General features: G+C 63.4%; 23 protein-coding genes. 5 read left to right on the forward strand and 18 right to left on the reverse strand.

Features of this window, described 5'->3' with window-relative positions; translation table 11 throughout:
• Positions 1 to 96: 96 nt before the first annotated feature.
• The 3 genes from KXD96_RS25750 to KXD96_RS25760 all read right to left on the reverse strand — a co-directional run bounded on the left by KXD96_RS25750 (position 97) and on the right by KXD96_RS25760 (position 3,762).
• Complete coding sequence (locus KXD96_RS25750) at positions 97 to 1,344, reverse strand: cytochrome P450 (RefSeq protein WP_260741567.1); 1,248 nt, start codon at positions 1,342 to 1,344, stop codon at positions 97 to 99.
• Positions 1,341 to 2,402: an amidohydrolase family protein gene (locus KXD96_RS25755; RefSeq protein ID WP_260741569.1), complete on the reverse strand. Its 1,062-nt coding sequence runs from the start codon at positions 2,400 to 2,402 to the stop codon at positions 1,341 to 1,343. The genes KXD96_RS25750 and KXD96_RS25755 overlap by 4 nt, the downstream gene beginning before the upstream one ends.
• Before the next feature lie 175 nt (positions 2,403 to 2,577).
• Complete coding sequence (locus tag KXD96_RS25760; RefSeq protein WP_396878910.1) at positions 2,578 to 3,762, reverse strand: cytochrome P450; 1,185 nt, start codon at positions 3,760 to 3,762, stop codon at positions 2,578 to 2,580.
• 342 nt (positions 3,763 to 4,104) lie between these two features.
• On the opposite strand from KXD96_RS25760, the gene KXD96_RS25765 reads away from it, so the two are divergent.
• Together KXD96_RS25765 and KXD96_RS25770 are read left to right on the forward strand one after the other, a co-directional pair.
• Positions 4,105 to 4,950 carry an iron-containing redox enzyme family protein gene (locus KXD96_RS25765; RefSeq protein WP_260741573.1) on the forward strand — a complete coding sequence of 282 codons (846 nt, stop codon included), beginning with the start codon at positions 4,105 to 4,107 and terminating at the stop codon, positions 4,948 to 4,950.
• Between the two features lie 64 nt (positions 4,951 to 5,014).
• Positions 5,015 to 5,437 carry a PPOX class F420-dependent oxidoreductase gene (locus KXD96_RS25770; protein WP_260741577.1) on the forward strand — a complete coding sequence of 141 codons (423 nt, stop codon included), beginning with the start codon at positions 5,015 to 5,017 and terminating at the stop codon, positions 5,435 to 5,437.
• Between the two features lie 74 nt (positions 5,438 to 5,511).
• Here the strand turns inward: KXD96_RS25770 and KXD96_RS25775 are convergent, their stop codons facing one another.
• Positions 5,512 to 6,237, reverse strand: a complete 726-nt coding sequence (locus KXD96_RS25775) for a TetR/AcrR family transcriptional regulator (protein ID WP_260741579.1) — start codon at positions 6,235 to 6,237, stop codon at positions 5,512 to 5,514.
• Positions 6,238 to 6,310: 73 nt separating this feature from the next.
• On the opposite strand from KXD96_RS25775, the gene KXD96_RS25780 reads away from it, so the two are divergent.
• Both KXD96_RS25780 and KXD96_RS25785 read left to right on the forward strand, forming a co-directional pair.
• On the forward strand, positions 6,311 to 7,570 hold the full coding sequence (locus KXD96_RS25780) for a cytochrome P450 (RefSeq protein WP_260741581.1): 1,260 nt from the start codon (positions 6,311 to 6,313) through the stop codon (positions 7,568 to 7,570).
• Between the two features lie 12 nt (positions 7,571 to 7,582).
• On the forward strand, positions 7,583 to 8,542 hold the full coding sequence (locus KXD96_RS25785; protein ID WP_260741582.1) for a VOC family protein: 960 nt from the start codon (positions 7,583 to 7,585) through the stop codon (positions 8,540 to 8,542).
• 502 nt (positions 8,543 to 9,044) lie between these two features.
• Here the strand turns inward: KXD96_RS25785 and KXD96_RS25790 are convergent.
• The 13 genes from KXD96_RS25790 to KXD96_RS25850 form a co-directional block, all read right to left on the reverse strand.
• A complete protein-coding gene (locus KXD96_RS25790) occupies positions 9,045 to 9,449 on the reverse strand; it encodes a VOC family protein (RefSeq protein WP_260741584.1) in 405 nt (134 codons plus the stop codon).
• Between the two features lie 388 nt (positions 9,450 to 9,837).
• Positions 9,838 to 10,272: a TIGR03618 family F420-dependent PPOX class oxidoreductase gene (locus KXD96_RS25795; protein WP_260741585.1), complete on the reverse strand. Its 435-nt coding sequence runs from the start codon at positions 10,270 to 10,272 to the stop codon at positions 9,838 to 9,840.
• An 11-nt stretch (positions 10,273 to 10,283) separates the two neighbouring features.
• Positions 10,284 to 10,517 (reverse strand): hypothetical protein, encoded by a 234-nt coding sequence (locus KXD96_RS25800; RefSeq protein ID WP_260741586.1) that lies wholly within the window; start codon positions 10,515 to 10,517, stop codon positions 10,284 to 10,286.
• Between the two features lie 12 nt (positions 10,518 to 10,529).
• Positions 10,530 to 10,808: an iron-containing redox enzyme family protein gene (locus tag KXD96_RS25805; RefSeq protein ID WP_260741587.1), complete on the reverse strand. Its 279-nt coding sequence runs from the start codon at positions 10,806 to 10,808 to the stop codon at positions 10,530 to 10,532.
• A gap of 8 nt (positions 10,809 to 10,816) precedes the next feature.
• Positions 10,817 to 11,356: an iron-containing redox enzyme family protein gene (locus KXD96_RS25810; protein ID WP_260741590.1), complete on the reverse strand. Its 540-nt coding sequence runs from the start codon at positions 11,354 to 11,356 to the stop codon at positions 10,817 to 10,819.
• Positions 11,357 to 11,635: 279 nt separating this feature from the next.
• Positions 11,636 to 12,448 carry a Rieske (2Fe-2S) protein gene (locus KXD96_RS25815; RefSeq protein ID WP_260741593.1) on the reverse strand — a complete coding sequence of 271 codons (813 nt, stop codon included), beginning with the start codon at positions 12,446 to 12,448 and terminating at the stop codon, positions 11,636 to 11,638.
• Between the two features lie 596 nt (positions 12,449 to 13,044).
• Positions 13,045 to 13,854, reverse strand: coding sequence for an enoyl-CoA hydratase (locus KXD96_RS25820; RefSeq protein WP_260741597.1), 810 nt, complete (start codon positions 13,852 to 13,854; stop codon positions 13,045 to 13,047).
• 54 nt (positions 13,855 to 13,908) lie between these two features.
• Positions 13,909 to 15,102, reverse strand: coding sequence for an amidohydrolase family protein (locus KXD96_RS25825; RefSeq protein ID WP_260741600.1), 1,194 nt, complete (start codon positions 15,100 to 15,102; stop codon positions 13,909 to 13,911).
• 242 nt (positions 15,103 to 15,344) lie between these two features.
• Positions 15,345 to 16,307: a VOC family protein gene (locus KXD96_RS25830; RefSeq protein WP_260741603.1), complete on the reverse strand. Its 963-nt coding sequence runs from the start codon at positions 16,305 to 16,307 to the stop codon at positions 15,345 to 15,347.
• Between the two features lie 91 nt (positions 16,308 to 16,398).
• Complete coding sequence (locus KXD96_RS25835; RefSeq protein WP_260741605.1) at positions 16,399 to 16,815, reverse strand: VOC family protein; 417 nt, start codon at positions 16,813 to 16,815, stop codon at positions 16,399 to 16,401.
• Between the two features lie 33 nt (positions 16,816 to 16,848).
• Entirely contained in the window at positions 16,849 to 18,138 is a 1,290-nt protein-coding gene (locus KXD96_RS25840) for a cytochrome P450 (protein WP_260741607.1), read from the reverse strand.
• Between the two features lie 12 nt (positions 18,139 to 18,150).
• Positions 18,151 to 18,978, reverse strand: a complete 828-nt coding sequence (locus KXD96_RS25845) for an iron-containing redox enzyme family protein (RefSeq protein ID WP_260741609.1) — start codon at positions 18,976 to 18,978, stop codon at positions 18,151 to 18,153.
• Between the two features lie 397 nt (positions 18,979 to 19,375).
• Entirely contained in the window at positions 19,376 to 19,945 is a 570-nt protein-coding gene (locus tag KXD96_RS25850; protein ID WP_260741611.1) for a TetR/AcrR family transcriptional regulator, read from the reverse strand.
• A gap of 478 nt (positions 19,946 to 20,423) precedes the next feature.
• Between KXD96_RS25850 and KXD96_RS25855 the strand changes: the two genes are divergently transcribed.
• A complete protein-coding gene (locus tag KXD96_RS25855; RefSeq protein WP_260741613.1) occupies positions 20,424 to 22,049 on the forward strand; it encodes a GMC family oxidoreductase in 1,626 nt (541 codons plus the stop codon).
• A gap of 27 nt (positions 22,050 to 22,076) precedes the next feature.
• On the opposite strand, the gene KXD96_RS25860 is transcribed toward KXD96_RS25855, so the two are convergent.
• Positions 22,077 to 23,543: an aldehyde dehydrogenase family protein gene (locus tag KXD96_RS25860; RefSeq protein ID WP_396878912.1), complete on the reverse strand. Its 1,467-nt coding sequence runs from the start codon at positions 23,541 to 23,543 to the stop codon at positions 22,077 to 22,079.
• Positions 23,544 to 23,545: the final 2 nt, after the last annotated feature.

The raw sequence follows: 23,545 nt of genomic DNA on the forward strand, positions 1-23,545 counted from the left end.
ATCGACGCCCATGCACGAGACCTCCAAACTTCGCACCAGCGTCGCGCTTTCCGACTTCTCCCACCTTGCCGCCTCGGCCGCACAAGCGCTAAGGCGTCAGGGCTTCAGAATCAACGGAAGGTGATCCAAGCCGCGCATCAGCTGCGCGCGAGGGCGAACCACCCCGGCCTCGTCGATGTCGTAATTCGGGAAACGGGCGAGCAACTCTTCGAAAGCCACCTGGCCCTCCAGGCGAGCCAGGTTGGCACCCAGGCAGCGGTGGATCCCGAAGCCGAAGACGACCGGCCGATGGAACACCCGATGGATGTCAAACCGCTCCGGGTTCTCGTAGCAACGCTCGTCATGGTTGGCCGAGCCATGGTAGAGCATCACCCGGGAGTCTTTTGGAATGGTCACGCCGTGGAGCTCCACGTCCCGGGTGGTCCACCGCCCGTTCGGTGGTGCGGGGTTGTCCCAGCGCAGCATCTCGTCGACCGCCCCCGGAATGAGGCTTCGATCCCGCACCAGTTCGGCTCGCTGCTGGGGGTTCCACCAAAGCGCAACGCTCCCATTGCCGATGAGGTTGGTGACTGTCTCGTGACCGGCGGTCGCCAAGAGCTGGAACTGCCAGGTGATCAGGTCGTCGCTGAGCCGTCGGGTGTTGCCGGATTCGTCGGCGACCTCGGCGGTGATCAACATCGAGATGATGTCGTCGCGGGGGCGCTTGCGCGTCTCGACCACCAGGTCCTGCACGAGAGCTATCGACTCGATGATGGCAGCAATCGCGTCCTCTGTCGGACCGCTGCCCTTGACCGGATCCGATTGCCGCGCACCGGTGCGCTCGGTCAGTCGGCGGTAAGGTTCGCGCAACTCCTCGGGAAGGCCGATGAGCTCGCTGATGACGTCGAGAGGGAAACGCCAGGCGAAGTCCTGCATGATGTCGAACCGGTCGCGGCCCAGCGCGGTGTCCAGGTACTGCGCGGCGACCCGCCTCATGAACGGCTCCAGCTCAGCCATCCGGCGCGGGGTGAAGAGCCGGGAGAAGAGCTTTCGCATCCACGTGTGATCCGGCGGGTCTGTAGCGATCAGGAAAGGGATGTCCTTATCCACGCCCTCGATCGTTACCCCGTTGCCGGAAATGAAAGTCGCAGGGTCAAGGAACGCGGCGAGCACGTCGTCATATCGGGTGAGGGCGTAAAAATTGAGCTCCGGGTTGTAATAGACGGGCGCCTCGTCGCGCATTCGCTTGTAGCACGGGTATGGGTTGTACTGGATTTCGGGATCGTACGGGTTGAATTCCACCGCGGCGTTCGCACTCGCCCCAGCCGTGTGCATCATCGAGGTGCCGATCGCAGACGACTTCAAAGCCCAAGGAATTCGGTGACGTTGCCGTTGACAATCCGCGCAGCCGCCTCAGGCCCCACCGCCTCGACGACCGCGGCCAGCGACTTCTCCGAATACCCGAATGTGCTTTCGTTGTGCGGATAATCCGACGACCACATCACCTTGTTGACGCCGATCCGGTCGATCAACTCCAGTCCCAGCGGATCGACCATGAAGGACGCGCTCATGTGGTTGTCCCAGTAGTAGCGCACGTCGTGCTCGATGGGCCACTCCAACATGTGCCGGTACGACGCCAACAGATGTTCGGCGTCTTGCAGCGCCCACGGCACCCAGGCGATCCCGCCTTCGAACCAGCCGATCCGCAGCCTCGGGTGCCTGTCCAGGATGCCGCTGAAAATGTACTTGGAGAACATTTCCCGGAACCCGTCGACGTTGGTCATCATGCTGACGAGGATGGTGTTGAACTCGGACGGGATTTTCGGTGGGGTTTCACCGATGTGGTGGGTGACCGGCAGACCGGCCTCTTCGATCTCGTTCCATACCGGGGTCATCGCCGTGCTCGCGTAGTCGATAACATTGCCGTCCACATCCGTACCGGGATTCAGTGGCAGCAGGAACGTCTTGAGCCCCAGTGATTTCAGCTCAGCGAGCGTCTTCCGGGCGCCTTGTGGATCCCACCAATTGATCAGCCCGACACCGTAGAAGTGCCCACCAGAGCGCTCCTGCAGCTCGGCGACATATTCGTTGTAGACGCGAAAGGCGAGCTCGCGAACCTCTTTGTCGGGGTAGTGGAAAAGCGCCAGGATAGCGTTGGGAAAGGCCAGCTCCTTGTCGACGCCGTCCTCGTACAACTCTTGGATCCGTGCCTCGATGTTGGCGCTTCCGGCCCCGGGCAGGTCGTCATACTGCATCACGACGGCGCTGAAGGTACCCCACAGGAACGACTTGCCTTGATGCCCAATGTGGTAGGCGCCGTTCTCGTGCCAGATGCGTGGCGCCTTGTCCTTGAGGTTGTCCGGAAATCGCTGGTAGAAGATGTCCTCGGTCAACGTAACGTGATTGTCTGCCGAGAAAACCACAGTGCCTTCCGGCAGACCGACATTGCTGCCGCTGGCATGGCCACGTCGATCCTTCGGAGCGCCCAACCCCTCAGGCGGGTAGAGCGAAAGAGTGGACTGGCTGGACATCGTTGATCCTCCCGATCGAACCGGCTTGGTTTTCGACATAGTCATCTGCGCCTCGCGGCATAGGCATTCACCAATTCACTGGCAATTCATAAACGCCGTATGCGAGCCGGTCGTGCTTGAAGGGGATCTCCTCGATCGGTCGGGCCAATCTCAGTGTCGGGATACGGCGGAAGAGTGTTGGGAACAAGATCTGCAGCTCGGCGCGGGCAAGCTGCTGGCCCACACATTGATGCCTGCCGTAGCCGAATCCGACGTGCTGGCCCGCGGTCGAACGGTACACGTCCAGCCGACCCGGTTCGTCGAAAACGTCGGCATCCCAGTTGGCCGGTGCCAGGTCGATGATGATGCCCTCACCGGCGCGGATGACCTCACCGGCGATCTCGATGTCCTCGACCGCGACCCGGCGCTGACCGTTTTGGATGATCGACAGGTAGCGCAGCAGCTCTTCCACGGCGTTCGCAATGACCTTTGGGTCGTCGGTGGCACGCAGCACGGCCAACTGCTCGGGCTGTTGCAGTAACGCCAGCGTGCCAAGCCCGATCATGTTCCCGGTGGTCTCGTGGCCGGCGATCAGCAGACCGGTAGCCAGGGCGGCAGCTTCCGGAACACTGAGCTCACCGACCTTGACCCGTTCGGCCAGGTCCGACACCGCGTCCTCGGCGGGGTTCTCCATCTTGGCCTCGACCAGGTTCGCGAGGTACTCCCTCAGACGGGTGATCCCCTCGACGACGTCCTCGCCTGTCGCGTACCGGGCGACGCCGACGTTGGCGTGCTGCTGGAAGAATTCGGCGTCCTCGTATGGCACACCCAGCAGTTGGCTGATTACCAGGGACGGGATCGGCAGCGCCAGTGCGGTGACTATGTCGCCCGGCTGTGGTCCGGCGAGCATCGCGTCGATGTGTTCGTCGGTGATCTGCTGGATCGCCGGCCGCAGCCCTTCCACCCGCTTGAAGGTGAACGGCTTCGACAACATCCGCCGGAACCGGGTGTGATCTTCGCCGTCTGAGGTGAAGACTGAGCGCGGGCGCTTGCCGGCCATCAACGACATGCCCTCGTTCCAATGCGGGAATCCGGGGTGCCGGTCGTCGACACTGACGCGAGAATCGGAGAACAGCGTCCGCACCTCTTCGTAACCGGTGATGAGCCACGGCGTGCTGCCGTCCCAGATACGGACCCTGCTGAGTGGTTTCGACTCGGCGAGCGCCAGCACGCCCGGAGGCAGGGCAAAGGGGCAACCGGCCTGCCGGGCCATCGGATATTCCGGGACGTCAGAGGCCGCATCGGTTGTTGCGGTCGGGGTGTTTGCCACAGTCACTCCTCGATGCGGATGGCCAGCGCGGGCGGCCCGCGGAGGCGATTTCGGCACGCGTCGTTACCGTCCTGGGACGGACTCGCTCAACATGGCCTGGGGGCTGAGTCACGTAGTTGCTATGTGCCCGAATACTCCCGTCTGACTGGGCGGTCCTGGGTTCTCGTTGGCGCTGAGGGGCGGGCGTCGCAGGCCTGACCGACGGGCGCGGTCCTTGACATCCCTGAACCCTCAGCGTAGTAAGAACTGAAAAAACTTAAATTAAACTACCGAATGGAGTCCGAGATGACAACGCCCTGGGATGGCCGCAGTCGCCCCACTCCTGTCTACGAGCCGGGCGCCCTGTCGCCGCAGGAATTCGAAGCGGCCTTCTGCGAGGCCTTAGTTCGTACCCTGGTGGAGTCAGGGATCTCGTCGGCCATACCGAAGGAGCTCGACGCCCCGGCCGCCCGGCTGTACCACGGCACATACCTGAAGTACATGTCCTTCTTCGCGTGGAAGTTCCCCAGCTGGCTGATGTCGGTCGCGTCGCTCTGCCCCTACCAGGATGTGCGCAGGGAGATCATCAACGACTGCGTCGACGAGGAGGTCGGTGACACTGACGCCGACGGCCAGTGCCACATCGACCTGCTCTACGACGAGGCGGAGCTGTGTGGCGTCAGCCGCGAAGAGATCTTCACGGCCGAGCCGACCCCGACCATTATGGCCTGCATTCACGCGTGGGAGAACATGACCAGAACCCTCGGCTGGCTGCCCGGGTACGCCGCCATCGCTGGACTGGAGATCGCGATGTCCGAGCCGGCGTTGAAGGCCCGTGAGCGGATAATCGGCAAAGAGGCAATGGCCAAGGCCGCGAAGGACCTGGGCGGCGTCACGTTCCATGAGCGGTTGGGCATGCCCGAGGGCTCGCTCAAATTCTTCGCCCTGCACTCCTACAAGGACCGGTTCCACGGCGGTGGTGAACTGGCGATGCTCGTGAAGTACGCGCACACACCAGCCCTGCAGCGGGAGGCGATCTGGGCGGTTAGCAACTCCTTCAAGATTTACACGCTGCAGGCGCACGAGGTGCGTCGACTAGCGGCTGAAGCCGCCGGAACGGTTTATAAGCCACAGCCCGCCCTGGTCAGTTGAACGTCGGACCTCCCACCACTCGGAACGAGGGACAAAGCCGCTGCGCGAGGGGAACGGACCGGGCGTGAGCTCTGACAATGAAATCCCGATCCCCGAGCCCGCACAGGAACTCCTGACGGGGTTGCGGATCGGCTACATCTCGACGATGCGGCCGGACGGGCGCATGTCTGTCGTGCCAGTCGGGGTCGTGCGCGAGGGCGATGTGCTGAAGATCAGTACGCTCTCGGACCGTCAGAAGGTCCGCAACCTCGAACGAGACCAGCGAATCACCGTTTGCGTTCCCGATCCCGACAACCCCCGCCGCTACGTGGAGATCCGCGGGGTGGCGGAGCTCGCCGACGACGCTAATCGCGCGTACATCGACTCCTTCGCCCGCCAGTACATGGGTGTGGACAAATACCCCTACGACCCACCGGGCGCGACCAGAACCACCATCACCGTGCGGGCCGAACGTGTGTCGATGCCCAAGGTTCACGGATCCGGCTAGCTGGTCAGCGCAAGCTCACTCTTCTGCGCCGGTGTGGTGTGGCCTGCGCGGGCTCGGCGAGTAGTCGGGCGGAATCAGCGCGTCGTGCGCCGCCAGGGGGCGTTGCGCCGCCAGCGGCGCGCAAGCTCACCCGCAGGAGCACGCTCGTCACGGGGCGTCCCTTGGGTACCTACGCCGAGCGCGCGATCGAAGACATATGCCAGCGCGTCCACGAGGTCGGCCGGTGAGCCAGTTCCCCACGCGCGGAGTTCGGGCTCGACCATGCAGGTACGGTCGAGCATCATCGTGAGCGCAGCGCCAAGGCTCACGTGGCTGATCGCCGGATCGATGCGGCCCTCGCGTTGTCCCTTCTGGATGAACGACTCGAGGGCGGCAATCATCGGAGTGAACGCCTCGGCGCGTACTTTTTGAAAGCGCTCGTCGCCCGAAGTCACCGCAACGTTGCGGGCCCACAGGACCGCACGGTGAGCCTCCCAATACTCGAAGTAGCGGGCGATGAAGCTTCGGGTACTTTCAGCGTGGCCGTCGCCGTTGGTCAGGCCTTCATCCTCGAACGAGAACTCCGGCAGGAAGCCCCCAATTTCTTCGCACAGCGCGAGGATCGCCTCGTCGAGATCGTTGAAGTACTGGTAGAAGGCGGGCGGCGAGATTCCAACCTCGTCCGCTACGTCCGCCAGCCGCAGGCCGCGCAGGCCCTGCTGCTCGATGGCGCCGGCGACGGCCTCGAGGATCCGTTGGCGCGTACGAATTCCACGTTGACCTAGCGGCTGTCCATCAGCCGATGTCGGGACGGACGTCATGGGTCGGAACTATACCTCGGGAGTTTTCCTAATTAACTTCACTTTGGCCGGGGGCACGGTGTACCTTGCGTCCATGACCGTCGGAGCGGGCGTAACTCGGCTCGAGCAGATCAACCTCACCGATCATGAACTCTTCCGCCGCGGCTTCCCGCACGAGGTCTTCACGCTCCTGCGCGCCGAGGCGCCGGTGTGGCGCCATCCCGCGATGCCCGGCACTACCCGGATCGATCGACCGTTCTGGGTGGTCTCCAGGCACGCGGACGTCGTGGCGATAAGCCGTGATCACGCCCGCTTCCGCTCCCTCGAGGGACCGTCTCTGCCCGGCGACCCACCCAACCAGCAGGGCCTGAGGCTGGTGTCGATGGACCCCCCGGAACACACCCGGCTGCGCACGCTGATCAGCAAGGGCTTTACGCCGCGGATGACCGCCAAACTCGAGGACCAAGCGAGGCAATGGGCGGGCACCATCATCGACCACGCCCTGGAGCGGGGCGACTGCGACTTCGTCAACGAAGTGGCATACCAACTCCCGCTGCACATGATCGCCGACATTGTCGGGATTCCCCGCAGCGACCGGGAGTGGCTCTTCGGCAAGGTGAACGTCCTGCTTCAGGCCAGCGATCCGCAGTCGTTCCTGACGCCCGACGAGCGCGCGGACATCTTGCGGGAGATGTTCGGCTACGCTCACGAGCTTGGCTCGGCAAAGCGTCGCGCACCCGCAGACGACGTCTGGACCAAGCTGACGACGGCGGAGATCGACCAACCGGACGGCAGTCGCACGGAGCTCAGCGAGTTCGAACTCGACCTATTTTTCATCGTGCTGGTCTTCGCGGGGAGCGAGACCACTCGCAACGCGATCGCATCCGGCCTGCTGGCCCTGCTCGAGCATCCCGACCAGTTCGAACGCATGCGCATCGACCCGTCCGTGCTGCCTACCGCGGTCGAAGAGATCTGTCGCTGGTCGTCACCCGTTTCGTATTTCCGCCGCACCGCGGTGGAGGACGTCGTCGTCGGCGATGCCTGCATCGAAGCGGGTGACGCGGTCAGCTTGTGGTACGCGTCGGCCAACCGCGACGCGGCGGTGTTCGCCGATCCGTTCGCCTTCGACATCAGCCGGGAGCGCAACCCCCACGTTGGGTTCGGAGGTGGCGGCGCCCATTACTGCCTCGGTGCGAATCTCGCGAAGCGGGAGATCCAAGTGATGTTCGACGAACTCACCGCGCGCGTGACCGAGGTCGGACTGCTTGGCGAGCCGGAGTACAGCGTGCAAGGCGCCGAGAACCCCATCACGGTCTCGCTCCGGCAGCTACCGGTTCGTCTGACGCCGCGTTGAGTGGGAGGACAGGTGAAACTGCACGGACTCGGATACATCGGTTTCACGGCGCCGGACCCGGCCGCCTGGCTTCACTTCGGCACGGAGGTGCTGGGCATGATGCCCGCGCGGCTACTCCCGGGCGAGACCTTCGCGATCCCCGGCGTCGCGGGGTCGGGCCCGACGAGCGGTGGCCGCGGCGTCGCGCCCGATGGTTCGGTCTATCTGAAGATGGACGATCACCAATGGCGCATCGCCATCCATCCGGGCGACGCGGCCGGCATCGCTTACCTGGGCTTCCAGGTCGCCGATGAGCCGGCCCTCGCTGAGGCGACGGCGGCCATCGCGGCATCCGGAACATCGATCAACCCGGGTACGGCCGCCGAGGCGGCCAGCCGCGGTGTAGCAGGCCTTGCGTGGTGTACCGACCCGTCCGGCAACCGGGTCGAGCTGTATCACAGCCCGGTCCACGACCGCAATTTTGTGTCACCGCACGGCGTCGAGTTCCTCACGGGCCGACTGGGGCTCGGTCACGCGCTCCTCTTCGTCGCCGACATCGATGCCAGCCTTGCCTTCTACCGCGACGCCCTCGGCTTCCAGCGCTCGGACTTCATCCTGGCGGGCCCCGGAAGATCGCTGCACTTCCTGCGGTGTACCGCTCGGCATCACTCGATCGGCCTCGCGCACATGGGACCGTTCGACGCGATGCACCACCTCATGGTCGAAACAACGTCTCTTGACGCGGTGGGCGCCGCGTTGGACCGGGCAATGGATGCGGGGGCAGCGATCACAAAAACGCTGGGCCGCCACATGAACGACCAAATGGTTTCGTTCTACATGCGCAGTCCCGCCGGGTTCGAGGTGGAGGTCGGCTTCGACGGCCTGTTGGTCGACGACGCGTGGTGTGACCGCGAGGCCGCCGGCGGCGAGCCGTGGGGCCACAAAGGGGTCAATATTCCCTTACTCGAGGAACCGGCGCCGTCACCATCCTGAGCCTCATATGACGAGGGCGCTTCGTATCGCCTTGCTCGCCAAGCAGATCCCGCCGCTCAGCGCGAGCTACTTTGCGGCGCCGCATGACTCGCGGATCAGCTCGGTGCCCGGACCGGAATTGCCAACGCCCTCTGGGCAATCCTCGCCCCGCGCACCACCCGGGGACGCGAGGTCGCCGGGCGGCTCTCAGTGCTGCTGCGATCGTCGCGGACCGGCCCGAGTTCGCTTCGCTGCTGCCAGAGGAATTGGCAACTAGCACATCGCCACTCGGGGAGACGAAATACGCTCAGGGGCAGGCCCTTGCGCCGATAGCCGCGGATACGGGCACCACTCTGAGGCGCTTGAGGTTATCTAGGGCTCGCGGCTTCTCGAACAACGCGCTACCGGGTTCGGCATGCTCGATTGGCACGGCGAGACCATCACCATCACAGGAAAGCAGAAGTGCGCTCGGGAACACGGCGAATCGTGCGGTCCCAGTGGAGCAGCCCGTCAGTCTCGGGACTTATCGCCGGCCCTGCATTTCCAGCCAATTACCGTCGGGGTCCTGGATCGTTGTCGCTACGACACCCGGCCGGATCTCACGCGGTTCCGCACTGACGTTGACACCGAACTCCCGGCAGGCAGCGATCACGTCGTTCAAATTGCGCATGACCAGCGTCAGGTAGCGAATCCCGGTAGCGGCGTACATCGAATCATTGATCGCGCTCGCCGACGGCGCATTCGCGGGCTCGAACAACCGAAGGATGCTCTCACCCACGACCAGCCGATGTACCGTGCCGAACCCGGGAAACGAGATCGGTTCCTCCGCGCCGAACCCGAGCACGTCGCGGTAGAAAGCGAGCATCTTGTCGGTATTCGTGGTGACGATACCCACGTCCAGGGCGGGCTTGAGGAGTTCAACGGCCACTGATGGTTCCCCACTATCTCTTTCGAATCGATTTGTCTTGTGAAAGGCGCAAGCTTCTTCGGCGGCAACCTTGCTGTACGACCTGCTTGCCGGCTACAACCGTCACGAATTACACCCCATACAACCGTAATGCACAAGCCGCCAGCTGGGGCCGATCCCGGCCTAATCGGAGGGGGTCGATGAACACGGTGATTCCGGCGCGGGACGGCCAAACTGCGTTGCAGAACCGGCAACCCAGCCCACAGAAACGTCTTGAGCGCTGATCAATTCAGCCTTGGCATGCTCTTGACCACTGGTCTGCCCAGTGTTCAGTGACGTTAGATGACTCGATGACGATCAGGCGAGGAAACCCCGACTGCGGGGCTTGGCGTCACCGGGCCGGGCGCCGTCATCTGTTGCTGCCATGGACCTTCGGCATCGAGAACCGCTCGGGGTGAACAGTAATGACGACGCGTGCGACATCGGCAGGCTCATAAGGGTATTCATCGACGCCCATGTGCGTGCGGGCCATCCAATTGACGAACGCGCGGTCAACGTCGTCGGCAAGCTCTGCCTTCCCACGGATTGTCACATAGCGGGTCGGATCTTCCGGGTCGGTCACACACACGCTGATATTGGGATTGCCCAGGAGATTTCTGATCTTGGCGGTGTCTGCTCGACTGCTGATCCGCAGGAGACCGTCGTGGATCATGACACCGATCGGAACGATAGCCGCGTGCCCGTCGGGCCGAATGGTCGACATGAACCCGACACGCAGTTGGCCATCGAACAGATTGACGACCGGCTCGGGGATCGGCAGCGCTTTTTTGGCGTCAGTGGCCATCTCTCCTCCGTTTACTCGTCTCCGTCGTCACGCCACTCGGTGGCGTCGCGTCCTACTGCCCATACTTCGGCGTGGCGGGAGAGCACCCAAAACGGTGGCACGCCGAGTCGTTGGGTGCCCGCGGTGTCGGGGTGATGCCACACCGGCGCGGTTTTTCGCAGCGCGGTGAACACCTCGTGCGGGAAGCCGTGCCGGTAGAGCTCGTAATCGGTCAAATCGATCGTGTCGAGGTTGATCATCGACATGCCCAAAGACGTCTAGGCCGAGACGAGTTCGTGGGCCGCTTCGGTGGCCAAGCGCACCATGTCGCGCCAATACACCGAGCTGATCTGCATCGAGGTCCGCGCGGCCCACAGACACTCCTGCTGCAACTGGCGAGTGTTGGCGTACTTGACGATCATCGCCAACTCCCCACCCCCGTGGAACACATCCTTATAGGCATGCAACGCCAAGAACTTCAACGACCCATCGGGCAGACCCAGCTTTTCGTGAAACGCCTGCCCACCCATTTCCTTGCTGAACTGCTCAGTGGCCACCTCACCGGTCAACCGCCGCCGCGCGCCACCGCCGGTTCAGACTGCAAAATCTCCAACCCACCAATCGCGGCGAACCCCGGCAACCACCCCAACGTGCGAGTCAGGTTCTCCCACGCCTGAATCGCAGTCACAATCCCCGGCGTGGGCAGCGTGTCCACAATCTCCTGCCGCGACACCCCACACTCCTCGGCCTCGTCATAAAGCAGATCGATATGACACCGGCCATCAGCGTCGGGATCACCCACCTCCTCATCAACACAATCGTTGATGATCTCCTTGCGCACATCCTGATACGGGCACAACGACGCCACCGACATCAACCACGACGGAAACTTCCAGGCAAAAAACGACAGATACTTCAAAAACGTCCCGTGATAGCGCCGCGCCGCCGCCGGCGTCAACCCCTCCGGCAGCCCCACCGGCGTACCACTGGCCAACACCTCCGACACCAACACCTCAACAAACTGAGCCTCAAACTCCTCGGCAGACAACGCCCCCGGCTCATACACCGGAGCCACCCGACCCCGACCGTCATACGGCATCGTCATCGATCCCACCTCCAACCACCTACCACCATCCCCAGAATTACACCCCATACACCCGTAAAGCACAAGAGCCCGTTCTCCGCCCATGCACGCCCCGCCCTCATTCCAAAACTAAATGCGGTCAGGCGAACTCAGCCTCCACATAGCCGGACTCGCAGCGACCGTCGAGCGCCCCTATAGCTCCCGATGAGACACGTCGCCGCTGCCGTGGTCATAGACGGGCTGCGGCCCCCGACGTACAGCAACTCGCCGGCCACCGAATAGCCGTGCGGCGCCGGTGGTTCAGACAGTGACCGAAGCCGCTGTGAACAGCGCCCGCCGCCACGCTGTTAGCGGGGTAACCTCCCCGTCATCCAGTGGGGTCTCGTCGAGTTCGAACATACCGGGCACGGCTTCGACCTCCTCCTTCAGGGCGATGCCCGCCGTGTCCTCGGTGGCTGGCGCCTCATCGGACGAGGTGGAGTCATTACTCCAGACCAGCAGCGAAACGACGGACGTCGTGGCATCCACCGGCGCGCACGTTAGCAGCTGCACCCGCTGATAGCCGTCGCCAGAATGTGTCGAACGGCGATAGGTGAAGGGGATGTCAAAGCTGCACGCGCCTTGTCCGTCGGGCTTTTTGAGGAGAGCCTCAATGATGCGTGGTGCGGGCGCCTTCCACGTCCCGAGGGAACTGGTGGCCCTGCGAAAGGCTGGATCGCTATCTGCAGGCTCCATCGGGATCCCGGTGCTCGGCGTTCCGAGACACACCCAGACCAGGCCGCAGCGCTCTTCGCAACTGAAGTCCACTAGGTGGGCGTCCTCTGGGATTTCGGGACGCCTCGGGATGCGCACGCAGCGACCTTCATCACCGAAGGTCCATCCATGGGACGGGCACACCAAGCGCCCACCTATGACTCGTCCCAAATGCAGCTGCCCCGCCTGATGAGTGCACTTGTTTGGTGCAGCGATCACCTTCCCGCTCGGGCCCCGCCAGAGCACAATTTGCTCCCGAAGGACCTCAACCGCGATCGCCTTGTCTTGAATGTCGGTGGACTGAGCGACCGCGAACCAATAGTGCCGCAACGGCCCTCGCGCACCGAATGAGATGAGCATGTCAGCGCAACCTCCCGCCGGGAGTTGACTGCGGTTGGGGGACTATGCGCCGGACGGGCCGTCGACCGTGCGAACGGGCGAGGGGGACGAGCTGCCCCAAGACGGTCCGCCCGCTTCGCCAACGGCACCACGGCATGCGGACGGCACAACAACACGATCCACCTGTAGGCCAAACCGATACCCATGCGTCAGGTGGCGAAGTGATGCACATGCTTCCTTCCGTCAGGCCCGCCTCGGCGAACCTTCGCCGGGGATTTCGATGCTATACTACTGTATAGCAAGCTCGACAAGGCGGAGTCAACGCCGGATTGATTCCTCTACTCGCACGACCAGTTCGAAATCCAGACAAGGCGACCGCGAATCGCGGACCGAGTCGGATTAGATGTCGAATTGAACAGATGTTTGCTCTGTGACAGTCGTCGGCCATGTGGGTGACATGCTGATCACTGATACAGCCTCAGACGTCAAAACCGTGCTGGGTGCGGCCGAGCGATCGGTATGAAATCGCCTACCGTGCACCGCTTCCCGGGTCCTCACGAGGGAAATCCAATCGCGGGCGGGCGAATGGTTGAGCGCCATTTGCCGGTCACAAGTGATCAAGCCTCCTGGTTGCGGCCTTTCATCGCATCCAGTCCCGCGATCGACGGCATGCCACCGGTGACCACCGAAGCGCGGGTGTGGCCGAAGTGGTGCATATCGAAGACGGCTTCCAGCGCGGAACTGAACCCCTGGATGTCGAGGGTCCGGTTCACGGCACGCTTGGCCATTCGCAAGCTGAACGCGTCCTGGCGGGCGATCCGGTTGGCGAGTGCCATTGTCGCCGAATGCAAGTCCTCAAGCGGCACCACCTTGTTCACCATGCCCAACTGCTGAGCCTCGCTCGCGGTCAGCGCGTCACCGGTGAAGAGCATCTCCTTCGCCTTGCGTGCGCCGAACTCCCACGTGTGGGCGTGGTACTCCACCCCGCAGAGACCCATGTACAGGACAGGATCGGAGAACTGGGCGTTGTCGGCGGCGACAATCAGGTCGCACGGCCAGCACAGCATCAGCCCCGCCGCGATGCACTTGCCCTGCACGGCCGCGATCGACGGCTTTGGCACGTCGCGCCACCGCTTCGCGTAGTGGAGATAGTGGCGAGTCTCCCAGTCATACAGCGCATCCGGGAGCGGAATCTCCCAGTCGAGCGTGTTGGACTCCGTCGAGGCCATGTCGTGACCGGCAGAGAAATGCTTCCCCGTCGACCGCAACACGATCACCTTAACGTCACGGTTCCCCTCAGCCATCTCCCATGCCTGGTCGAGTTCCATTAGGACCTTCTGGCTTTGGGCGTTCGCTGCCTCCGGCCGGTCGAGCGTAATGATTCCGACCTGTCCATCGACCTCGAACTCCACGTGCTCGAACCGCATCTCGTTTCCTTCCTCCTACGTGGCTCATGCTCAACGCCGGACCGCCACGCGACGTCAGACCGGGCTGGCGATCCGCATGATCCGCTCGAGGTTGCCGCCCATGATCGCAGCCACCTGCTCCTGGGGCAGGTCCGGTGGCAGGTAGTCGACAAAGCTGCAGGGCTCGGCTATGCCCTCCGGGTGCGGATAGTCGGAGCCGAACAGCACATGGTCGGCACCCACCGCGTCGATCAATCCGTCCACGTGCTTGTCCTCATAGAACGGGGCGACATAGACGTTGCGACGGAAAGCCTGCACCGGGTCCTCGTCGAAGCCCTGCGGCATCTTCCGATACGTGTCCTCCAGGTGCTCCAGGAAGGGCGCTACCCAGTCGCCGCCGTTCTCGATGAACGCCACCCGCAGTTGCGGGAACCGGCTGAGCACACCGTGACAGGTCAGTGCGGCCGCCGAGTCTTCCGCGGCACGCTTGCCCATGGACATCATCATGAATGGGTCCAAGCGGTTGAACAGATACTCGCTGGGGCCGGTCCAATCGCCTTGGTAGCGCGAGTAACCACTGTCCGACGCATGGAACGTGACGAGGACGCCGGTATCAACGACCGCCTGCCAGAACGGATCAAACTCCGGCAGGGCGAACGATCGCGAACCGCGGAAGCCCGGCACCGGCGCCGGGCGGATCAGGATGACCTTCGCGCCGCGTTCGGCCACCCACTGCAGCTCTTCGATCGCCTTGTCCACAATCGGCAAAGTGATGACCGGCGTCGCGAAGATCCGGTCGGAGTAGTTGAACGACCAGGTCTCGTGGATCCACTGATTGAGGGAGTGGATGACGACGTGGGTGAGCTCGGGGTCATCCCGCAACCGCTCCTCGAGCAGGCTGGCACCAGTCGGGAACAGCAAGGTTCGATCCACGCCCTGCTGGTCCATGAGCTCGAGTCGGGGACCGGGCTCGCGGAAGGCCGGGATCGACCGCATCGGCTCGCCCATGAGCTCGCGGTACGACTTGCCCTCCGGATTTCCGTTGCGGAAATAGTCCTCCTGCGCGCCGGGTCTGGCCACCACGTCGAAGGTGGGGTTGGGCATGTACTCACTGATCAACCCCTTCACCGCGATCTTGGTCCGGCCCCGCACCTGGACGTAGTCGATCGCACCGCGGTAGCGGTCAGGAAGGTAACGAGTGAACGAGTCCGTCGTTTCGTAGAAGTGGTTGTCCGCATCGAAAACCGGGAAGTCGAACCTGCGTGTCATGTGGCGCACCTCCTACGTGGATATGTGATTGACCGGTTCGCTGCGACTGATGTCCGCGGAGCGACACGAGTCAGGCTTCGGGCGGGACGGCGTGGATGCGCTGGCGGTCCCGAATCCCATGCAGCGGCCGAGAATCGGGGTTCACATGCTTGTCCATCGCGGCGGCCGCCTCTCGGAATTGTTGAACAATCGTATAGCATGAGCGCTGATCGGGTAACCCCCTGGCACCCCGTGCACGGTTATTACGGCTGCGACCGGGACAGCGTTTCGATGCCCGTAACCGCCTGCAACTTATGCCCCCAGATCTCGTTGCCGGCAGCTTCGTGATCGCACCAGGTGGCATCATCGACGATGACGGCGTCCCAGCCGACCTCCACCTCAAACCCGGCCGGGCTCTGCATGTAGAACGACACCGTCTCGTCGTTGAGGTGGCGGCCGAGGCTCCTCGTGATGGTTATCCCTGCGTCGCTGGCCCGGTCGAGTGCCGCGCCGACCTGATCGAGGGAGACGACCTCGACCATGACATGGTTCAACATATTTACCGGGCCGATGTTCATGAGGGCGACCGAGTGGTGCCGCGGGGTGCAGCGCAGGAAATGGCCGGCCAGACCCGGACCGACCGTGATGAAGTCCGAGCGTTTGAAGCCCAAGACGCCCATGTAGAACCGAAGACCCGACTCAGCGTTGTCAACGAACATCAGGGCGTGCCCCAAACCGAGCTCACCTGTCTTGAACTCGGTCTGCGTCGGTGACACGAAATTACGGTCGTGAACCGGGCCATAGAACAGCTCGACTCGGTTCCCGTAAGGGTCGGTGCACCAGGCGAGTCCGACGACGCCGCGCGCACTTGCGTCGACCGGTGTCCCACGGGTGATTTGGACACCTGCGCTAGCAACTTCCGCCATCGCCTCGGTGAGCGCGATATCGTCCTGAACCTCGAAGCCAAGGTAGGCCAGCCCAGGTTGCTCGCCAGGGTGGACAGCAATTCGCCACTGGTAATCATCCATCTTCAGATAGATCGACCCGTCGGCAGCCATGCCTGACCCGCCGCTCACCGGACCTGAGCCCGGATCGATCGGGTTCCCGCGGTCCTCGCCGGGAAGCGCTCGCGCCGGCATCATTCCGACGATGTCCGTCCAGAACGACAGCAAGGACCCAGGGTCGGGTGCGGTGAGGCCAATGTAGCCCAGACCGTGTAGCTTCACGTTGTTCCCCTTTGCAGCAATAGATCTCAGTGGAAGTCGGTGCGAACCGGAGGTTTCTGGTCATCCTGAACTGGCCCAGTGATGCGGTACATCAGTCGAGAACTGGTAACCGGCCCTGCATTTCCAGCCAGTTGCCATCGGGGTCCTGGATCGTCGTCGCCACGACACCCGGCCGGATCTCGCGTGGATCCGAGCTGACCTTGACGCCGAATTCGCGGCAGGCGGCGATGACGTCGTTCAGATTGTTCATGACCAGCGTCAGGTAGCGGATCCCGGTAGCGGCGTGCATCGAGTCGTTGACCGCGCTCGCGGACGGCGAATTTGCGGGCTCAAACAATCGCAGGATGCTTTCGCCCACGACCAGCCGGTGTATCGTGCCGATCCCCGGAAACGTAATCGGCTCTTCCGTTTCAAACCCTAGGACGTCACGGTAAAACGCAAGCATCTTGTCGGTGTTCGTGGTGACGACGCCCACGTCCAACGCAGGCTTGACGAGTTCGACGGCCACTGAGCGCTCCCTAGGTAGTAGGTTTTGCATACGTCACGTAGCAGCGTGCCCAGCCAGTCGCGTGACAGAGCGAGGCGCCAGGTGTACCGGTAGGTTCTTGAATCCCAACGTGATGGGGTTTTCGATGCCCTGGACGCTGTATTCGGGTTGGCCGATGATTTCGATGTCACCGACGAGGCTGAGTAGTTCTTCGAGGAAGGCTTTCAGTTCGCGTCTGGCGAGGTTGGCGCCCAGGCAGTAGTGGGGCCCGCCGGCGCCGAAAGCGACGTGGAGGTTGTGGGTGCGGGTGATGTCGAAGCGGAAGGGGTCGCCGAAGACGGCTTCGTCGCGGTTGGCCGAGGGAAACCACATGGTGACGCGGTCGCCTGCCTTGATGCGTTGGTCACCGATGACGACGTCTTCGACTGCGGTACGGCGAAAGTAAGTCAACGGTGAGGTCCAGCGCAGGATTTCTTCGACCGCGCTGGGCACCAGGGTTGGGTCATCGCGGAGCATTTCGAGCTGATCGGGATGCTCGAGCAGGGCCACCAGCCCGCCGGCGATCGCGTTGCGGGTGGTTTCGCTGCCACCGACGGTCAGCACGACGAAAAAGATGGCAAGTTCTTCTTCGCCGAGCTGGGTGCGGGTGCCGTCGGGCAGCTCGACCTGCGCCGAGGTCAGCGTCGTCCAGACATCGTCGGTAGGGTTGCGGCGTTTGTCCTCGCCCAGGGCATGGGCGTACTGGTAGGTCTCCAGGATGGCCGTTGCTTGTTCCTCCAGGCTCATCGGCGACTGGGGATCCATGGCCTGCAGCATCAAGTCGACCTTGTCGAACACCCATTTGCGGTCGGCATAGGGGATGCCCATGATGTCGGCGATCATGTGCAGCGGCAACTGATAGGCAACCTCGTGGACGAACTCGCACTGACCACGATCGAGCACATCGGTCAAAATGGTCCGCGCCCACTCATGCGCGTTCGTCTCCAGCCGCTCCGTCGACCGCGGGGTGAACCCCTTGCTGACCAACGCCCTGAACCGGGTGTGCTCGGGGGCGTCCATCGCCAACAGCGGGAACCGCCCCTCCGCCATCCCCACCGGGCTGTCGATCAGTTGCGGTCCCTCCGCTGAGCGGAACCGCGCGGCGTCGCGTCCTACTGCCCATATTTCGGCGTGGCGGGAGAGCACCCAAAACGGTGGCACGCCGAGTCGTTGGGTGCCCGCGGTGTCGGGGTGATGCCACACCGGCGCGGTTTTTCGCAGCGCGGTGAACACCTCGTGCGGGAAGCCGTGCCGGTAGAGCTCGTAATCGGTCAAATCGATCGTGTCGAGGTTGATCATCGACATGCCCAAAGACGTCTAGGCCGAGACGAGTTCGTGGGCCGCTTCGGTGGCCAAGCGCACCATGTCGCGCCAATACACCGAGCTGATCTGCATCGAGGTCCGCGCGGCCCACAGACACTCCTGCTGCAACTGGCGAGTGTTGGCGTACTTGACGATCATCGCCAACTCCCCACCCCCGTGGAACACATCCTTATAGGCATGCAACGCCAAGAACTTCAACGACCCATCGGGCAGACCCAGCTTTTCGTGAAACGCCTGCCCACCCATTTCCTTGCTGAACTGCTCAGTGGCCACCTCACCGGTCAACCGCCGCCGCGCGGCCACCGCCGGCTCAGACTGCAAAATCTCCAACCCACCAATCGCGGCGAACCCCGGCAACCACCCCAACGTGCGAGTCAGGTTCTCCCACGCCTGAATCGCAGTCACAATCCCCGGCGTGGGCAGCGTGTCCACAATCTCCTGCCGCGACACCCCACACTCCTCGGCCTCGTCATAAAGCAGATCGATATGACACCGGCCATCAGCGTCGGGATCACCCACCTCCTCATCAACACAATCGTTGATGATCTCCTTGCGCACATCCTGATACGGGCACAACGACGCCACCGACATCAACCACGACGGAAACTTCCAGGCAAAAAACGACAGATACTTCAAAAACGTCCCGTGATAGCGCCGCGCCGCCGCCGGCGTCAACCCCTCCGGCAGCCCCACCGGCGTACCACTGGCCAACACCTCCGACACCAACACCTCAACAAACTGAGCCTCAAACTCCTCGGCAGACAACGCCCCCGGCTCATACACCGGAGCCACCCGACCCCGACCGTCATACGGCATCGTCATCGATCCCACCTCCAACCACCTACCACCATCCCCAGAATTACACCCCATACACCCGTAAAGCACAAGAGCCAGCCGGGCGCCGCGGGCTCAGACCTTCCCGGCAGGTCACGCCCGCAGCGTGATGCAGCTGAATCACCGACGCCCGTCATCTTCCAGGCGCAGCGCGAGCGATGTCGGCATGATTCGTCATCGCTGGGAGCCACGACTACAGGCAGAGCAGATTACGAAGTCCGTTGTCTTATAACCGAATTCGGTACGTTATTGGCGGATCGGCATCGCGCACCGCTGCCGCGTTAGGTTCCGCTAGGCTCCCATGCGAACCGCAAAGTCAGACCATTCTTATGCTGATTGCCTTGCTGAACAAGGGAATTCTCGGCGCACAAGACCTCTGATCACCTCAACCCGAACGGCGTGATCGGGACTTGCTTTGCGCCTTCTGGGCCTTCGGGGTTCGGCGCCGGGGTTCGATGCGGTCGATGTATCGGTTCACGAGATTAAGCACCTGAGTATGCGACGTGGGCATACCGATCGCATTCTCCAACAAGATCATCTTCGGAATCGCCTGGAGGAGAAAAATACACACTCCGGGTGAAAGTTCCTCATTGAGCACACCATATTCGGGCCACTTCACTTTGAGCGCCTCGAGCTGCGCTTTACGGAACCGGCTGCTGACGAGGTGGATTTCAGCCCTGATGCTCTTGCGGTGGTTGGCAAGTGCCAAGAACTCCATCATCAATGCCGCGGTCGTGTCGTCCCTGTTGAACTCCCAGACGGCGCGCAGCGGCTCATCGGCGTGTAGGCGCAGCGTCTCGACGAGCCTTTCGTGGGTGCGGTCAGTGCGGTGTCGGAACATGGCGACGAACAGATCGTCGAGCGTCGGAAAGTAGTACTGAACAAGGCCGGCGGTGACGCCGGCCTTGGCGGCCAATGCGCGGTAAGTGACCGCGGCATATCCCTCGTCGAGCATAATTCGCTCCGCGGCCTCCAGTAGATGAGCACGCGTCTTCGATGTCTCTGCGCCAACCCGCCGGGGGTTTGCCATTCGACCGCCTCCCTCGCTCAATGATGCCTTCATTGTTGCATCTTCAAGCGGCGACCAGATGCTGACGCTGCGCGGGTCACGCGCCGGCTGTGCTCGCTGTCCCCGATCGACACATCAGGTGAATGTGCGCGAACCTCAGTTCCCAACGTCGCTGACCGTCTGCCTCGGGACCCGAGCAGTCGTCCGCCTGCCGGATCGGTGGATATTTGAAACGCTTCCCCGACGTTGGACCAACGTATAGCATCACGCCGTAAATCGCTGACCAGCCGACAAAGAGGACGAGGAGCCGCATGGTTACCCAAGCCGAGAAGGCACTTCTCACCCGATTCGAGGCCGACGACCGGCTGACGCAGGAGGCCATGTCGCATTCCGATGCACGGCGATCTGCTTGCGAGGGCGAGTAATGACACATCCGACCACAGATCACGACAGATGGGACTACGTCATCGTCGGTGGCGGTTCGGCCGGATGCGTACTCGCCAATCGGCTCTCAACCGAGCCGACGACGCGGGTGCTCCTTCTCGAGGCCGGCGGGTGGGACCGCCACCCCGCCATTCGCATTCCAGCCGGCGTGGCCAAACTGCCGAAGCGCCTGGATTGGAGCTACCCCGGGGCACCCGACGCATCTCGTGACGGCACCGTCGACACATTCGCGGCCGGAAAGGTGCTCGGCGGAGGCAGTTCGATCAACATGATGCTGTGGGTACGCGGCGACCCTTCGGACTTCGACGGGTGGCGTGAGCAAGGTTGCCCCGGCTGGGGCTACGACGACGTGCTGCCCTACTTCGAGCGGGCGGAGAGCTATGCCGACGGACCAAGCCCCCGGCGTGGAACCAGCGGACCCATCGGGGTGCGGCGGGTAACCATGCCTATCGAGGCGGTCGACGACTTCCTCGCCGCCGCTGAGCAAGCCGGTCACCCGCGCAACCCCGACTACAACGGCATTCGCCAGCAGGGCGTTTCGCTGGCCCAGGTCAACCAGCGCCGCGGCTTCCGCAGCAGCACGGCCCGCGGCTATCTGGCACCCGTTCGCGGGCGGCGAAACCTAACCATCCGCACCGGAGCACTCGCCACCAGGGTGCGCACCGACAGCGGGCGCGCGACGGGCGTCGAGTACCAGCACAACGGAAGGTTGCACGCAGCCACCGCCGCACGCGAGGTAATCCTCAGCGCCGGCGCCCTGGCGTCACCGAAGCTCCTGATGCTTTCCGGTATCGGACCCGGCGATCACTTGCGGGAGCACGGCATCGCGGTCAGCGTCGACCGCCCCGCCGTGGGCAGCAACATGCAGGACCACGCTTATGGTCTGCTGACGTATGACACGGGCGCGGACACGCTGTACTCGGAGTTCAAACCGCACCGAGCAGTCAAGCACTTGGTGAACTTCATCGCCCGGGGCCAAGGGGCTCTCACCATGTCCTGTGCCGCGGTTGTCTTCGCTCAGCTGACCAGCGAGCGACCGACGGACACCGAGATCATCCTGATGCCTATCGGTTTGGACTTCAACGAAGAGCGCCACGGCGAAGGCGCACATGACATCCATGACGCCAAGCCGAAAAACGGCGTGATGGTCTACCCGAGCTTCGTACACCCCTCCGGCCGCGGCACCGTGCGGCTCGCGTCGAGCGATCCGTCGGCCTATCCCATCATCGATCACGAGCTAATCGGCGGAGACGACCTGAAGGCACTCATGGCCGCTTGCCGGCACGCGCGCGACATCTTTCAAACGCCGGCGATGAAGGCCAAGTCGGTCGTCGAGGTGCTTCCCGGTGACCGCGTCCAGACCGACGACGAGTGGGCCGCCTTCCTGCGCACCTACTCCTTCCGGCCATACCACCCGGTAGGAACCTGCCGCATGGGGTCGGACGACGATGCCGTCGTCGACCCACAACTGCGCGTCCGTGGGATCGATGGCCTCCGCGTCGTCGACGCATCGATATTCCCCGCAATCACGAGCGGCAACACCAACGCGCCGACGATCATGGTCGCCGAGAAGGCGGCCGACATGATCCTGCAAGACCGGCTATGAGTTTGGGCGCCGAGGCGACACCGACCACTAGACCAATGGAATGTAAACGTTTTTCGGGCGGAGGAAGTCCTCTAATCCCCACTTTCCGCCCATCCGCCCGAAACCGGATTGTTTGACTCCGCCGAAGGGTGCGCCGGTGGGCACGCCGATGAACCCGTTGACGTAGACCTGCCCGGCCTCCAGGGCCGCCGCGACCCGGTGCGCGCGGCGCAGGTCGTTGGTGTTCAGGTAGGCGGTTAGTCCGTACTGGGTGTCGTTGGCCAGCCGGACCGCCTCCGCCTCATCGCCGAACCGGATGATCGACAGGACCGGTCCGAACACCTCCAGCTGGGCCAGATCACTCGCGTGGTCCACGTCGGCAAACACTGTCGGCTCGATGAAGTAACCGTCGGCCAGGTCCGCGCCGATCCGGCTGCCGCCAGTCACCAGCTTGCCTGCACCATCGGATTTGGACTTCTCGATGATTCCGAGGATGCGCTCGCAGGCCGCTGCGGTGATCACCGGCCCGATCAACGTGCCGGGGTCGAAGGGGTCACCGACCGCCAACGAGCGCGCGGCTTCCACCACCATGTCGACCACCTCGTCATAGACGGTGTCCTCGACCAGCAGCCGAGTGGGCAGCAGACACCCCTGCCCGGCGTTGGTCATGCAGAGGAAAGCCGCGTTCCACGACGCGGCCTGTAGGTCGGCATCGGCGAATAGCAGGTTCGCCGACTTGCCGCCCAGTTCGATCGTCACCGGTTTGAGCGTTTCGGCCGCCGAAGCGATTATTCGCTTGGCCGTCGCTCCGCTTCCGATGAAGTGGATCTTGTCGATTCCCGGGTGCGCGACCATGGCCTGACCGCACTGCGGGCCGCCGGCGACGATGTTGACCACCCCGGGCGGGATCCCCGCTTCGACCATCAACTCGCCAAATCGCAACGCTGCGAAGGGCGCTAGCTCCGGCGCCTTGAGCAGAACACAGTTTCCGGCCGCAAGCGCCGCACCCACGACCTGGCCGATGTTGTGCATGACGGCGTTCCACGGAATGATCACTCCGACAACGCCGTACGGCTCCATCACCGCGTAGTCCAACGCCGATGCCGGCCAGGTCGGAATCACGTCGCCGCCCACCTTGTCGGCCCACCCGCCGAAGTACGCGAAGTTGTCGGCCGCGGCCAAGGGAAATATCACCGCAGTCGACTGCGGGGTCCCGTTGTCCAACGACATCAGCACGCCCAGCTCCTGTGCGTGGTCGCGGATCAGGCTGGCCACCCGCAGCAACAGCTCGCGGCGCGCATCCGCCGGCATCGAGCGCCAGCCCGCAAAGGCGGCCCGGGCCGCGGCCACTGCTCGGTCCACGTCCGCCGGGCCCGCCATCGCGATCGGTGGGTGCGGTCGTCCCGTGGACGGATCGATGTGGACGAACTCGCCGCCACTGCCCTGCGCGACCCATTCCTCCCCGATCAGCATCCGCCCCGGGCGTAGCCGCTTTTCGGCCTCCGTCAATGTCACTG

Source organism: Mycobacterium sp. SMC-2, assembly GCF_025263485.1.
GTDB lineage: Bacteria > Actinomycetota > Actinomycetes > Mycobacteriales > Mycobacteriaceae > Mycobacterium.